Source organism: Rugosimonospora acidiphila (assembly GCF_039543385.1).
Classification (GTDB): Bacteria; Actinomycetota; Actinomycetes; order Mycobacteriales; family Micromonosporaceae; genus Rugosimonospora; species Rugosimonospora acidiphila.
In genome coordinates this window covers 13,963-26,974 of the sequence record NZ_BAABJQ010000033.1, presented here as the reverse complement: position 1 = coordinate 26,974, position 13,012 = coordinate 13,963, and the positions used below count along the sequence as shown (strand labels likewise).

Here is a 13,012-nt window from a genome sequence, read left to right as displayed (position 1 = left end):
GGAACATCATCCGCTCCGAGTACCCGGCGGCGCGCGCCAATTCGGCCGCCGTGCCGCCGTCGGCCAACTGTCGTAATCGGCCTTTCCCCCGGCGACGCCGATCCTCGCCGCCCGCGAAGAGCCTGGACGTACTCGGGCGTGTCCGGCCAGTCGAGCGGAGCCAGCAGCGGAGTGGCCGGGCGCACCGGTGGGCAGTGGCGGCGGCCGTCTGAGACTCAGATCGACGCCGCGACGACCCGCGACCAGACGCTGGCGTGCTGCCAGCGGCGAGCCGGCGCTCGGCGGGCCCGCGTTCGCGGTGATGGATTGTTGCCGGTGGGTGTCATTGCCTGCGGTGGTAGATGTTGCGGCGGGGTTGTTGGTCGGGGTCGAGGTATCGGGGTGGGATGAACTCGGGTAGCCCGTCGGAGGCGACTCTGACCTGCCAGTCGCCTTGGTGGATTACCCGGTGGTGGTGTGCGCACAGCAGGACCCCGTTGTCGAGGCTGGTCGGCCCGTCATCCAGCCAACTGATGAGGTGGTGCCCGTCGCACCACCTGGGTGGGCGGTCGCAGCCGGGAAACGCGCAACCCCGGTCGCGTAGCACCAGGGCTCGGCGGATCGGGCCGGTGAACAGGCGCCGTTCCCGGCCGAGGTCCAGGACCTGACCCGTGCTGCCCAGCACGGCGGGCACGATCCCGGCATCACACGCCAGCCGACGCGCGGCGGCCGGGCTGAGCACGGTCCCATCGTCCAACGTGGCGGCGCCGATCTGCCGGCGCAGGGTGTCCAGGTCGACGGTGACGGTTACCTGCGGCCGGTCCCCACCGTTGTCGGGCAACTCCCCGCCGGCCAGGGCGAGTCGGCATACCTCCACCAGGGCGTCGGCGCGTCGCTGCTGCGGGCTACGCAACCCCGCCTCATCGGCCGGTCGGGGTGCGCACAACGGGTCGATCGCCGCCCGGACCACGGCGGCGGACTCCTGATCCAGCCACCCGGTCAACCGCACCCTCGCCTGGCCCGGCACGTCGGTCGGATACAGGCACCGGTCGGCGTGGGCACGGTCCTCGTCCCGGGCCAAACTGTTGCGCGGCCTGCCTCTCGGCGACCTGGGGGGCGACCACGTCCAGCAGTCGGCTGGTCAGCCGACCCAACTCCCTGGGCCCGAACACCGCACACTGCCCAACCAGAAACTCCTCCCCCTCGGCCCGAACATGCCCCGGCAAAGTCGGGACAGCGGCCGCGATCACCTGAGCCTGCTCAAGATTGACCGTGCCGGCGGCCAACGCCTCCACCGTCTTCGGCAACCCGCCGTGCAACGCCGCGGCGAGCCTCACCTGACGCGCCGCCGTACCCCCGGACAACCGATACCGGTCACGCAACCACGCGGTCGTCGTCGTAGCACCCTGCCGCCGGGCAAGGTCCCGCCCATCGACCTCCCGAATCAAACCCAGCCGCACCGCGTCCAACCGCGACGCCAACGCATACGCCCGATCCAAACAGTCAACCAACACCTGCGGGGACTGAGCCCAGACCGACGCGCGCGCGAGCGACCGCACCGCCTGCTCCAGCCCGATCAACGGATCCCCGTCCACGAACCAACACTATTGATGAGGTCTGACACTCTCGGGCCTAGCGATCCGGGTCACTGGCCAAATGCGTGAATGATGAACGAACCCGGCTGGGGCCTTGCCGGATGGAACGCGTGGCCGGCCACCCTTCTGGGCCGAGCCGCAGACTCGCCCCACCACCAACGTCCACGCACAGCAACCCGGCCCGTTATTTCTACAGCCAATGAGGCGCGTGACTAGGGGAAGATTCCAGCCGGGATCCGTACGCGGGCCAGGATGCCCCGGTCGGCGTCATCGCCAAAAAGGCCGACCCGCACCGACCTGCTCCGTCGCTCCGGCCGGCGCGACCAGGCCCACGACGCCTACCGGCGCACACTCGACCTCGCGCGGACCGAGCCCGGACAGCGTGTCCTGCATGACCGGCTGGCCGAGAGCGTACCCGCGGGTCCGGCCGAGGCCGGCCGAGCCAACGGCGCGCGCCGGCGCGCCTGAGGAGCTTGGCCCCGCTCCTGGCCGATTGACAACTGTGAAATCCGGGTTAGCCTGCCGTTTGTGTCTATGACCCGAAGGGTAGAACAACCCGGACTGTCTGAGCGTCGGACGGTCTGGTCGATAGCGCGTTGGCCACGCCGACGGCCTCGGGCTCGAGATCTCCCCAGTTCACGGTCGCTGCTGCCGAAAGGAACGTCATGTTCGCTCGCGTCAACTCCGCGCAAACGGCAGCCGACAAGCTTGCCGATCTCGTCAAGCTTTCCGAGGAGCAGCTTTCCGCCACCCGTGAGGCCCCCGGCTTCAGGGGCTTCTACCTACTCGCTGACCGTAGCAGCGGCAAGGTCGTGAGCATCACACTGTGGGACAGCGATGACGACCGGCGGCAGTTCGAGGTCCGAGGCGCCCAGCAGCGTGATGGGACGACTTCGGAGCTGGGCATTACGCCTACTCCTGTTGACGTCTATGAGGTAGTGCTACAGGCATGACCTGCCACCGTGGGTGAGCAAGGATCAATCCAATGAGCACACCGAGCAATCCGCCTCCCGGTCTCCGGGAGCGCAAGAAGATCAAGCTGCGCCGCGCCATCCAAGCCGCGGCGCTGCGCCTGTTCGAGGCCCAGGGCTACGAGCACACCACCGTCGAGCAGATCGCCGAGGCCGCCGAGACCTCGACCACCACCTTCTACCGGTACTTCCCCACGAAGGAAGATGTCGTGCTCGACAACGACGCCTCTCCCCTCTTCGAAGCCACCGTCGCCACGCGACCCGCCGACGAGCCCCTGACCGCGACCATCCGCGCTGCCATGGGCGCGGTCGTGGCCGCGGCCGAAGCCGACCGTGACCTGACCTTCGCCCGGATGCGGCTCGTCGCGACCGTCCCGGCCCTCGAAGCTCGGCACGCCGGCCAGGAGCGCAGAACCATCGACCTCCTGACCCGCCTGCTCGCCAACCGCACCGGCCGCCCCGCCGAGGACTACCAACTCGAACTCATCGCCTTCGTGCTCGCGGGCGTCCTGTTCTCCGCCTCCCGCCGATGGGTAGCCGAACAAGGCACCACGCCGTTCGCCACCCTGGTCGGCCAGGCCGTCACCACCATCGAGCCCCTCCTGGCCGCGCTCGAACGCCCCAGTTGACGCTCGCCGGGGCGGGTCAGCCGCGCAGGACGCCGACGCCGCCGTACAGGTTGGCCTCGCGGGCTTCCCGCTCGCTGACCGGCCGATCCGGGTGCCATTGTGGTAGCAGCGTGACACCGGGATCGACCAGTTCGTAGCCGGAGAAGAAGCGGGCGATCCGCGGCGGCGGGCCACCTCGTGCACATTGCCCGCCGTCGGAATGCCCGAGCCGAGGTCGAGGAACTGGTCGATGCCCCGCCACACCAGGTAGCTGACGACCCGGCCGAGGAACGCCCGGTTGACCCCGACCGCGACGCGGAAGTGCGGGAACACCGCCGTCGCCTGCCGCGCCGCCTCGCGGTCCACCTCGAAGTTGGACGCGCCGCCGAGCAGGTAGTCGTACATGCGCACGGAGTTGGGCCGTTCGTCGCCGAGGGTCGGCAGCTTATCGGTCCCGGGATCGCTGTCGTCCACCACCGACCCATCTTGGCACCGACCGGCACCCCGCGGTGCCCGCGTCCTCACGCCCCGGGCGTCGCCACTGTCCGCAGGCGAAGCACCTCGGACTTGTCGTACATCCGCGTGGGATGTGCCGGCAGGTGCGTCCAGGCGATCCGCAGCCGCCCGGCGTCGAGCCACGCCATGCCCTGGAAGTCGACCGACTCGCCGTCGTCGCTGCTGCCAGCGACCTGATCCAGCACCTGGCTGTACTGCTGTCCCGTGGCCACGTTGATGAGCAGCACGCCGATCGCGCCGACGGACCCGCCGGGCGTGGCCTGGGCGACCGCCAGCCACTGCCCATCGGGCGACAACCGCATCCCGAACCCCGGGTCGCAGTCGCCAACCGGAAGGGTGCGGCTGGAGGTCTGCGCCCCGGTACGGTCGTCGAGCACCCGCAGGGTGCAGTGCGTCGGAGTGTCCGGGGGCTGCGCGTCGCCCTGCTGTGCGTCGCCCTGCAACTCGACGAAGTGCCCGCCGGCCAGCGCCGCGCCGGGGCTCAGCGCCGGCCAGGACAGTGCCTGCTGGCGCCCGGTGGCGAGGTCCATGGTGAGCAGGTGTGACTGCCGGTCGTACATGAAGACCCGTTGGTCGTTCGTCCCGATCAGGCCGAGCGCCGCGGTGTCCCGCAGCGAGCGCACTCTCCCGTCCGGGCCCACCACCGCGAGGTTGAACCGCTCGTCGGCACCGGCCGGGGTCGGGCTCGCCGCGGCGCCCGGTGGTGGCGTGGTCTCGGTCGGGCTCTTGGTGCCCAGCGCGACGAACCCGCCGTCTGGCAGCGACATCGCCGTCACGACAGCGGCGAGCCCGGGCACGTGGCTGGTCAGCAGCCGCCCATCGGGCAGCACCTCATCCAGGTCGTCGTTGTTGCGTACCCCCACCTGCGCGCCGTTGTCCCCTTCCGAGGACTGGCCGTACGGCACGAAGAAAAGCCGCTGCAACCCCGCGGTACCGGGCGCCGGGGGGCTGGCCGCGACCGTGGGCGAGGCCGGCGGGGTGGACACCACGGTCAGCGGCGCCGGGCCGCCAACCGGGCCGAAGAGCGCCACCCCGCCGAACAGGACGGTGGCGACCAGGGCGGCGGACAGGCCGACGTACAGGGTCTGCCGGCGCCGCCGGGCTGCCCTGCGACGCCGGATCGAGGCCACGTCGCCCGGGTACCCGGGAAGGTCTGCGGCCGCGCCGCGCACCAGCGCCACGAGTTCGTCATCGAGGTCAAGATCTTCGTCCCGGGTACCCATCACGCCTCACCCTCAACGGTCAGAACGGTCCGCAGCGCGGCGAGCGCCCGGGCGAGCCGGCTCTTGACCGTGCCCTGCGCGAGCCCGAGCAGGTCCGCTGTCTCCACGGTGGACAGGTCCAGCAGCACCCGGCAGACGACCACGGCGCGCTGGTTCAGCGGCAGCCTGCGCAGCGCGGCCAGGGCCACCGGGGTCTGCGGATCGGTCACCGCCGCCTCGTCGCGGTCGGGCCACAGTGGCTGCTCCCGGCGCCGCTTGCGCCACCACGAGGTGGCCCAGTTGAGCCCGACCCGGTATGCCCACCCGCCGGGGTTTTCCATGCTCCGTACGGCGTGCCACCGGGCGCAGGCACGCGTCATCGCCTCGTCGGTCGCTTCCCGGGCCAGATGCGCGTCGCCGAGCGTCATCGCCAGCGCCCGATACACGCTGTCGGACTTGGCGCGGTAGAACGCGTCGAACGAGTGGTCATCCGGCTCGCGCGCCACGGGCACCCGTGCCGCTGCCGGCAGCTCCCGCGTCGGTGGGGCATCCATGCCAGATAAACGCGCCCGCACCCCGAACGGTTCCATCGATGTCCAGATCGGACCGGCAACCCCGCCGCACCGAACGACGCTCGCGGATTTAGCCAATTATGTTAGCCATGATCCAATCTGGGGCATTAATTCCAATCTGACCGTTCGCGCCGGGGTGACCGGCGTCTCATCGCGGGGGCGTGGCCGAGATGCTGAACCCCGCTAGTATTTGTTGTACCCCGCTAGTAAAAGCGGGTGTGTGACTCATGTTTCGGAAGGTGTTCTGATGTACAGCCCTACTACTTCCCTGCCCGACGAGTTCGCTGGGCGGCGGGCCCTGGTGACCGGCGGCTCCCGCGGTATCGGCGCGGCCGTCGCGCGGCGCCTGATCGAGGCCGGCGCGGCGGTGGTCACCAGCGCCCGCACCGCCACCGAGGACACCCCGAAGGAGTCGACCTTCATCGCGGCCGATCTGCGCTCGGAGGCCGGCGCCCGGCAGCTGGCCGAGCGGGCCGTGGAGACGCTCGGCGGCCTGGACATCCTGGTCAACGCGGCTGGGGCCGCTCGCGTGCACCTGGCCGGTCCAGCCTCGATCCCGGACGCCGAATGGCAGGACTCGCTGGACATCAACTTCCTGTCGGCCGTGCGGCTCACCAACGCCGCACTGCCCGCCTTGCAGGAGTCCGGCAACGGCGCGGCCATCGTCAACATCAGCACGGGGGTGGCGAAGAACCCGCAGGCGCCGGTGCTGCACTACGCGGCGGCCAAGGCCGCACTCGCCACCTACAGCAAGGGTCTGGCCAACGCCCTGGCCCCGGCCGGCATCCGGGTCAACGTGGTAACCCTCGGCCCGGTCGAGACCCCCGGCGGCACGGAGATCATGCAGACCATCGCCGACGCGATGGGGGCGCCGCTCGCGGCGATGGCGAGCGGCATCCCGCTCGGCCGCTTCGGCGACCCGCGCGAGGTCGCCGAGGCGGTCGCGTTCCTCGCCTCGACCCGCGCGCAGTGGATCACCGCCGCCGACCTCGACATCAACGGCGGTCAGTGACCTTGCCGGTGGATGCCCGGCGCTGCCCCCGCGGCGCTGGGCATGCCGAGGGTGATCGTCCGCTGGTGACGTACGATCGGGATCATGCCGCGTCCCACTACCCAGTCCAGACTTGATGATCTGGCCGCCGCGTTCACGGAGTTGGGGCCGGCGTGGGGTAAATGGATCACCGCGTGCACCCCGGCCGCCTCGGTCAGCTACCCCCGGATGCGGCTGCTTCGAGTCCTCGACCAGGACGGCGACCGGACCATGACGCAGCTGGCCTACTCGCTGAACGTCACGCAACGCCGGATCACGTCCCTGGTCGACGCGCTCACCGAGGACGGCTTCATCGATCGCCGGCCCAACCCGGCCGACGGTCGCAGCACGGTGATCAGCCTGACCGAGCTCGGGCGCGACCACCTGCACCTGATCTGGCAGCAGTTCCAGGCCGACATCGCCGCGGTTTTCGGCGACCTGACGGTCGAGCAGCAGAAGCAACTGCTGGACATCACCCCGTCACTGACGCAGGCCCTGCGACGGCGGACCGCTGCCCGGGTAGGCGGCGAGTAACCGCGCGGGGTCAGCCGCTGATGATGGCTCACTGGGCGAGGGCACGCGGGCCCCGCGCGAACTGGGTACCGACAGCCACGACGGCCAGGAGACCAGCGATGGCCAGTGTCGCGGTTTTCGGGCCGAACGCCTCGGCCAGAAATCCGGCGCCGAACGGGCCGAGCCACTGGATCGAGGCCGCCCCGAAGCTGATGGCGCTCGACACCCGGCCCATCAACGCGTCCGGGATGATCCGCGCCTCGTAGGTGCCGAAGACGACGTTGATCGGCCCCGTGAGGAACATCATGAGCGCGAGCAGGGCGGCGATCATCCACGCGGACGGCACGAGGGCGATGCCGACGAAGACCAGCGCGGCGATCCAGGACAGGGCGATGATGATCAGACGTCCCGGCACCCGCTCGGCGATCCTGCTCGACAGGAGCGACCCGGTCAGCCCGCCGATGGCCCCGATGGAACTCACGGCTCCAACCAGCGTGGCACTGCCGTGGTGGCTGTGGATGAGCACGACGACCAGGATCAACAATCCCGCGTTGCGGGCGTTCGCGATCGCGACCCACACCATGAGGAACCGCAGATAGGCATTGCGGCGGATGAACCGTAGCCCGGCGCCGATGCTCGCGAAGACCGATTGGCGGACCCCACGCTCGTCGGGGTCCGGGCCGAGCGGACGCCGGATAAGCACCGCCCCGAGCGCGCCAGCCAAAAACGACAGGGCGTCGCCGAGGAACGGAGCCCAGGTCGCGAGGCTGAACAGGAAGCCGCTGGCGGACGGCCCGGCCAGCCTGACGGCCATGGTCCGCCCCTGATACTGCGCGAAGGCGGTGGGCAGCTGCTCCTCCGGCACGACTCGGCGCAGCGTGGCGAGTTCCGCGCCCCCGGCCAGCCCGCTGACGAGGCCCTGGACGAAGCCAACCGCCGAGAGGTACGTGATGTTGACGTGGCCGGTCGCCACGGAGACGACGACCGTACTGACCGCGAGCGCCTGGATGAGCGGCCCGGCCGTCAAGATGGTGCGACGCGACAACCGGTCCGCGAGCACTCCGCCGAGCAGCATGGTGACCAGGCCCCCGATGCTCACGGCGGCGCCGACCGTGCCGGCGCGCGCGGCCGATCCGGTCAACACGAGGATGAGCATCGGGTAGGCGATGACCGACAGCGCACTACCAAAGTCCGAGACCGTGCCGCCGATCCACCAACTGGTGTAATCGCGGTTGCGCAGCAGCAGCCGGGGCCGCGGCGTCGGCCCGGTGGAGGTCTCGCCGACCGTATCTCTGGCGGCGGTTGTCAACGGCTGCTCAGCTCATCCCACGGGCGGCCGGCGGCAGGATGGAGCCTAGGCATGCCAGCCCGCCACGTTCTGCGAAGCACCCTGAGCGCCGTTGACGACACCGCTGGTCAGAGCCGGATTGTGGCGGACCACGCATCCGGCGTTCCTTCCACCGAAGACGGCGAAACCCAGCACGGGTGCCACCTCGACGCGTCGCGCCGTGCCGGTTCCGCGGTTGTAGAAGGCCATGCTGACGCGGTCCGGCTCCGCGTACTCCTGCACGATGAACGCGTCGGACAGCGCGGATTCCACCGCGCCGCGCCATTCGCCGTGCGGCGTGAACCTTCCCACGGTGACCCCGTGGCCGCCGTACCCGTAGACGGGCTTGAGAACGAAATCCTCCCGGTTGCGTCGCAGGAGCTCAGGCAGATGCCAGGTCCTGCCCCGGTAGTCCACCTCCACGGGCTCGACGATGCGGGTCCAGGGCAGGTGAGCCGCGACGAATTCACGGTCGTGACCGTTCATCGTGTCGGCCGCCGAGGAGAGCCAGGCGAGGACCTTCTTGTTCTGGATGAGGCGCGACGACTCGGGGGCCAGCATGAGCGTGCCGTTGTCCGCGGCGCGCCGCACGAGGTCGAGGTCGATGCCCAGCTCCTTCCATTCGGCGGGGATGAAATGGCGGAGGGCGGCGCTGAATCTGCCCGGCGAGTGGGCGAGGTCCTCGGGCTCTTGAAACACGGCGTCGATGTCGTGCTTCGCCATGAACTCCGTCTCGACCGACCAGTACCTGGGATGCGCGTAGAAAGTCTCCCGCTTGGTCGCCAACAGCGCCACCGAGCGCGGGCCGTCCACCCACCTGCAGGCGTCCTCGTAGAGCAGCCGGCGCGCGTCGAAGGGATCATCGAAGTGCACCCGCCCGCTGACGTCGGCCACCTCCTCCCGATGTTGCCCGACGAGGAGGTGCATGAGGTTCGGACCGCCTATCGAGCCGCCGACGTTGTTCTCCAGAACCTTGAGAACTCCTCCGCTGACGACGGCGTCGATGCGGAACATGCAGGACGCCCAGGTCTTCTCCATCGTGGTGTCCGCGCTGAGCAGATCGTGGTTGTCATCGCCTCCGGTCAGGGCGGCCCTCAGCCCGGCCGGATCGCCCCCGACGCTCCAGGCCACCTCCTGGAGTAGCGCGTCGATGCGCTTGACCACGGCCAGGTGGCTGTCGTATTCGGCGCTGCTGAACAGCAACGGCTCGATGGGCACCTCGTCCGAGGGAACGAAGGGGATTCCCTCGGCCGCGGTCAGGAGACGCTGCGCCTTCCGCGCCGCGGCCCGGTGATCGCCCGCCGCCAGATCCCCGCCGAGGTCGCGATAGTCGAGCATGTCGTCACTCCTTCAGGAGGCCCTCGGCCAGGGTTCGGCCGTCTGCGCGGATCTCGTCACCGAGTCCCGGAGGACTCGCTGGTAGCCCCGGTCGGGACCGGGTCTCGGAACAGGGCGCGGTGCAGCCACGAGGCGCGGACCGGACCGTTCGCGTAGGGGCACTCGGCGCGCACCGGCGTGACCGTCCCATCGCGGTGCCGCACCGTTGCCGCGAAGGACCACTCGGGGTGCACCTCGTCGTACAGGCGCCTGGTGGCGGTGACCGCCAGTGTGTCACCGACCTCGACGCGGACCGCACGGTCGGTGTCGAAGGGAACGAGCACCGGTGTCCAGTTGGTGTCCGTATCCATACTGTCCAGATAGGGCTGGGAGGCAGCGCACTGGAGTTGGAGCCAGAGCACGAAACTGTCGATCTCGCCGGGCCGCGTCACCTTCAGGTGGATTTCCCGGGGGTTGTCGTAGGCGCCGCTGGTGAGATTCAGGTCCTCCAACATCGCGGTGTCGGTCAGCAGGTCGGCATAGCTGACCCCACTGAGGCACATCCGCACGTCGAAGATCGACTCCACGCTGTCGAACACCTGCGCGGTGTATGACGCGGCCTCCGGATGCAGCGCGGGCGCGTCGCCCAGCAGTGCGCGAGCTCCCAGCGCCGCGATCGGAGTTCTGACCCGGTGCGGCACTACGGGGGCGCCCGGTCGCAGGTGCCGCCGCCGCGCGTCGTCCACGGCGGCGGCGATGCCCTCGGCTCCCCCGATGGCGCCGACCAGTTCGGCGATGCACAGCTCCGCATCTTGCGGGAGTACGACCTGCGTGGCGTCGCCGTACAGGACCGTCACGTGTGGGCCGATCCGCCGGGCGCGCTCCCGGGCGACCCTCGCGCTCTCCTCCAGCACCTCGACAGCGAAGACCTTGGCCGCACCGCTCTCGGCCGCCAGTGAGGTCCACAGGAGGTCGGGCCCGACGCCGAGTTCGAGGACCACCCGGCCCTCGGCCTGGAGCGTGATGGCCTCCCGGAAGAGCTTGTTGCGCTCCTCGTCCTGGAGCATCACGCCGTAGAAGAACTCGTCGTAGACGGGGTACTCGCCGACCGACGGCCAGAGCCGGCGGCCGCCCTGGGGCGGCCGCCTGCTGGTCCGAACCTCGATGGCGTTGCCCCCTACCTCGATGAGCTGCCACTGCGGGTCGGCGGTGTTATCCATCAGACCCCATTCCAGGTGGGCTCGGCGAGCGAGGTGGGCGTGGCTCCGGACGCGGCGAGTTCGTCCAGCGTGGACACCTTGAAGTCCGGGGTTGCCGGCATCAGCTCGATGATCCGGCAGAACTGCTCGACGGCCGCCTTCGCGACCTCGTGATCGACCTCGCCGACGGTGTAGATGAGCCGGCCGCGCAGCCCTTCGCCGCCGGTGTAGAGGTTGAGGGTCAACGCATAGGCGATCTGGTACTCGTCGACCGCGACCGGCTCGGCCGTGAGCCCGGGCAGCCGCAGGTCCCCCGCCGTACCTTCCTCGATCACCTGCATCGTCACCTGAACGAGTGGATGCCGCGCGGGCGACGGCTGCTCCCCCAGTTCGGCCAGCAGCACCTCGAACGGGAGGTCCTGATACGCCATCCCGCCCAGCATCGTCTTGCGGACCCGCCGGACCAGCTCAGTACCGGTCGGGTCGCCACGCAGGTCGGCCCGGAGCGCGAGGAGGTTGACGAAATAGCCGACCGACTCCTCGTACTGGATCATGGTGCGGCCGGCCACCGGCACCCCGACGAGAAAGTCCGCTGTCCGAGCCGCGCGACCGATCACCACCTGGAACGCGGCCAGCAGCGTCATGTACAGGGTCGCGCCGCATGAGCCGGCGAACTGCTGCAACCGATCCGCGACCGTGGCCGGGATCCAGAACTCGAGTTCCCCGGCCTGGGAGGCCTCCTCGTCCGGGACGTCCGCCGCACCGGTGCCGCCGAAATCGAGGGTCCTGGGCGCGTCGCCGAGGTGGGTGATCCAGTAGTCGACGAGTTCGCCGAACTCCTCACTCGCCGCGGGGGTCTGCTGCCAGCGCGCGAACTCGGTGAATGACGGCGCCGGCACGGCCGTGGTGGCCTGCTCATCGGCGGGCACGCCGGCATAGAGAGCGGACAGCTCGGCGAACAGCAGTTCCAGAGACCAGCAGTCCGCGATCATCCGATGCTTGACGAAGGCGAGGACATGGCTGTCGTCGTCGAGTGCGAGCACCCCGACCCGGAACAGCGGCCCGTGTTCGAGGTCGAACGGAAGCTCCGCCTGCTGCGCGACGTACAGCTCGATCGCGGCGATCGAATCGAGTCCCGCCGCGGCGCTCGTGACGCTCAACGAACCACGCCAGCGCGGGTCGACGACCTGCCGGAGTTCGCCGTCGATCCGCACGAACCTGGTCCTCAGCGCCGGGTGCCGTTCGACCAGGGCCTCGACCGCCGTGCTGAACGCCCGCAGATCGAGCGCTCCGCTCAGCCGGAAAACCGCGAAGTCCTGATAGACGGCAGTCAGCCCGCGGACCTCATGGACATACCACTGACTTTCCTGACCGTACGAAACGGGATACGTCTCCGTCGTCATGTCGCCACCGCCTGCGATCGAGCATTGGTCGTTGGTCGCAACGGGCGCCGGCTGCCGGCGTGCAGCCACAGCCGGGCCGGCGCGCCCGCGGCCGAGGCCGCGGCCTGACAGGCCGCGAAGGCGGCGGCGGGCTCGGCGTCGCTAGTGCCGGCGGCGCCATAGATCTGCACGAGGGCCTGGGCACAGGCAAAGGCGGCCTCGGCGGCCGCCGCGGCCCCCGCGGCGGCCCGATAGCCCGCCCCGATCCCGGCGTCCTCGTCCCGACAAAGTGCGCGCAGATACGCCCGGGCCTGGGTGATGAGCGCTGCCACCCGCGCCAGCCGGTGGCCCGCCGCCTGCAGCTCGATCAGGGGACGGCCGCTGATCATTCGCTTGCCCGCCCGTCGCCGCGCCAGAACCATGGCGCGCTGGGCTGTGCCGACCGCGACCGACGCCAGGGCGAGCAGTTCGCGATCCGCGATGCTCTCGGCCTGCTTGCTGGTGAGCGTGACCGAGCCCTCGAACTCCCGGCCGGGGCCGAGGGACAGAAACCAGGTACTCGTTCCGTCGCTGCCTTCGCTCTCCTCTGCCGAGGCGTGCAGCAGCCACCGCGCGTCGCTCCACTGCCCTGGCTTGCCGACCGGCAGGGCCGGCAGGGCATCCGGGCCGAAGATGTCGAGCAGCCTCCGGGCGGACAGCAGGCACTTGACGGGTTCGCCGGCCGCCGCCCGGCTGCTCAGCGCCTCTGCCCAGTCGGTGAACGAAACGGCCACGGGCGGCGCGACAATCAAACTACTCACG

General features: G+C 70.1%; 14 protein-coding genes and 1 pseudogene. 4 read left to right on the top strand and 11 right to left on the bottom strand.

Features of this window, described 5'->3' with window-relative positions; translation table 11 throughout:
• Positions 1-322: 322 nt before the first annotated feature.
• Both ABEA87_RS35775 and ABEA87_RS35770 read right to left on the bottom strand, forming a co-directional pair.
• A complete protein-coding gene (locus ABEA87_RS35775; RefSeq protein ID WP_345637396.1) occupies positions 323-1,006 on the bottom strand; it encodes an HNH endonuclease signature motif containing protein in 684 nt (227 codons plus the stop codon).
• A complete protein-coding gene (locus ABEA87_RS35770; protein WP_345637475.1) occupies positions 900-1,439 on the bottom strand; it encodes a DUF222 domain-containing protein in 540 nt (179 codons plus the stop codon). The genes ABEA87_RS35775 and ABEA87_RS35770 overlap by 107 nt, the downstream gene beginning before the upstream one ends.
• Positions 1,440-2,239: 800 nt before the next feature.
• Here ABEA87_RS35770 and ABEA87_RS35765 point away from each other — a divergent pair.
• Together ABEA87_RS35765 and ABEA87_RS35760 are read left to right on the top strand one after the other, a co-directional pair.
• Positions 2,240-2,527: an antibiotic biosynthesis monooxygenase family protein gene (locus ABEA87_RS35765; RefSeq protein ID WP_345637394.1), complete on the top strand. Its 288-nt coding sequence runs from the start codon at positions 2,240-2,242 to the stop codon at positions 2,525-2,527.
• 32 nt (positions 2,528-2,559) lie between these two features.
• Positions 2,560-3,174 carry a TetR/AcrR family transcriptional regulator gene (locus tag ABEA87_RS35760; RefSeq protein WP_345637392.1) on the top strand — a complete coding sequence of 205 codons (615 nt, stop codon included), beginning with the start codon at positions 2,560-2,562 and terminating at the stop codon, positions 3,172-3,174.
• A 16-nt stretch (positions 3,175-3,190) separates the two neighbouring features.
• On the opposite strand, the gene ABEA87_RS35755 is transcribed toward ABEA87_RS35760, so the two are convergent.
• The 4 genes and pseudogenes from ABEA87_RS35755 to ABEA87_RS35740 all read right to left on the bottom strand — a co-directional run bounded on the left by ABEA87_RS35755 (position 3,191) and on the right by ABEA87_RS35740 (position 5,425).
• Positions 3,191-3,415, bottom strand: coding sequence for an SAM-dependent methyltransferase (locus ABEA87_RS35755; protein WP_345637390.1), 225 nt, complete (start codon positions 3,413-3,415; stop codon positions 3,191-3,193).
• Positions 3,395-3,558, bottom strand: a pseudogene (locus ABEA87_RS35750) (SAM-dependent methyltransferase); the annotation flags it as partial. The pseudogene ABEA87_RS35750 and the gene ABEA87_RS35755, both read right to left, overlap by 21 nt.
• 116 nt (positions 3,559-3,674) lie before the next feature.
• Positions 3,675-4,892 carry a hypothetical protein gene (locus ABEA87_RS35745; RefSeq protein ID WP_345637388.1) on the bottom strand — a complete coding sequence of 406 codons (1,218 nt, stop codon included), beginning with the start codon at positions 4,890-4,892 and terminating at the stop codon, positions 3,675-3,677.
• The gene (locus tag ABEA87_RS35740) at positions 4,892-5,425 is read right to left on the bottom strand and encodes a sigma-70 family RNA polymerase sigma factor (protein WP_345637387.1); all 534 of its coding nucleotides are present in this window, start codon (positions 5,423-5,425) and stop codon (positions 4,892-4,894) included. Before ABEA87_RS35740 ends, ABEA87_RS35745 begins: the two co-directional genes overlap by 1 nt.
• A gap of 265 nt (positions 5,426-5,690) precedes the next feature.
• Between ABEA87_RS35740 and ABEA87_RS35735 the strand changes: the two genes are divergently transcribed.
• Together ABEA87_RS35735 and ABEA87_RS35730 are read left to right on the top strand one after the other, a co-directional pair.
• On the top strand, positions 5,691-6,455 hold the full coding sequence (locus ABEA87_RS35735; protein WP_345637385.1) for an oxidoreductase: 765 nt from the start codon (positions 5,691-5,693) through the stop codon (positions 6,453-6,455).
• Between the two features lie 84 nt (positions 6,456-6,539).
• Positions 6,540-7,007 carry a MarR family winged helix-turn-helix transcriptional regulator gene (locus tag ABEA87_RS35730; RefSeq protein ID WP_345637383.1) on the top strand — a complete coding sequence of 156 codons (468 nt, stop codon included), beginning with the start codon at positions 6,540-6,542 and terminating at the stop codon, positions 7,005-7,007.
• Between the two features lie 28 nt (positions 7,008-7,035).
• On the opposite strand, the gene ABEA87_RS35725 is transcribed toward ABEA87_RS35730, so the two are convergent.
• The 5 genes from ABEA87_RS35725 to ABEA87_RS35705 are packed head-to-tail and all read right to left on the bottom strand — an operon-like array spanning position 7,036 to position 13,011.
• Positions 7,036-8,295: an MFS transporter gene (locus ABEA87_RS35725; RefSeq protein WP_345637381.1), complete on the bottom strand. Its 1,260-nt coding sequence runs from the start codon at positions 8,293-8,295 to the stop codon at positions 7,036-7,038.
• Positions 8,296-8,340: 45 nt separating this feature from the next.
• Positions 8,341-9,651 carry an ATP-grasp domain-containing protein gene (locus tag ABEA87_RS35720; protein WP_345637379.1) on the bottom strand — a complete coding sequence of 437 codons (1,311 nt, stop codon included), beginning with the start codon at positions 9,649-9,651 and terminating at the stop codon, positions 8,341-8,343.
• Positions 9,652-9,707: 56 nt separating this feature from the next.
• Entirely contained in the window at positions 9,708-10,850 is a 1,143-nt protein-coding gene (locus ABEA87_RS35715; protein WP_345637377.1) for a class I SAM-dependent methyltransferase, read from the bottom strand.
• Positions 10,850-12,232, bottom strand: coding sequence for a condensation domain-containing protein (locus ABEA87_RS35710; RefSeq protein ID WP_345637375.1), 1,383 nt, complete (start codon positions 12,230-12,232; stop codon positions 10,850-10,852). The genes ABEA87_RS35715 and ABEA87_RS35710 overlap by 1 nt, the downstream gene beginning before the upstream one ends.
• Positions 12,229-13,011 (bottom strand): acyl-CoA dehydrogenase family protein, encoded by a 783-nt coding sequence (locus ABEA87_RS35705; protein WP_345637373.1) that lies wholly within the window; start codon positions 13,009-13,011, stop codon positions 12,229-12,231. The genes ABEA87_RS35710 and ABEA87_RS35705 overlap by 4 nt, the downstream gene beginning before the upstream one ends.
• Position 13,012: the final 1 nt, after the last annotated feature.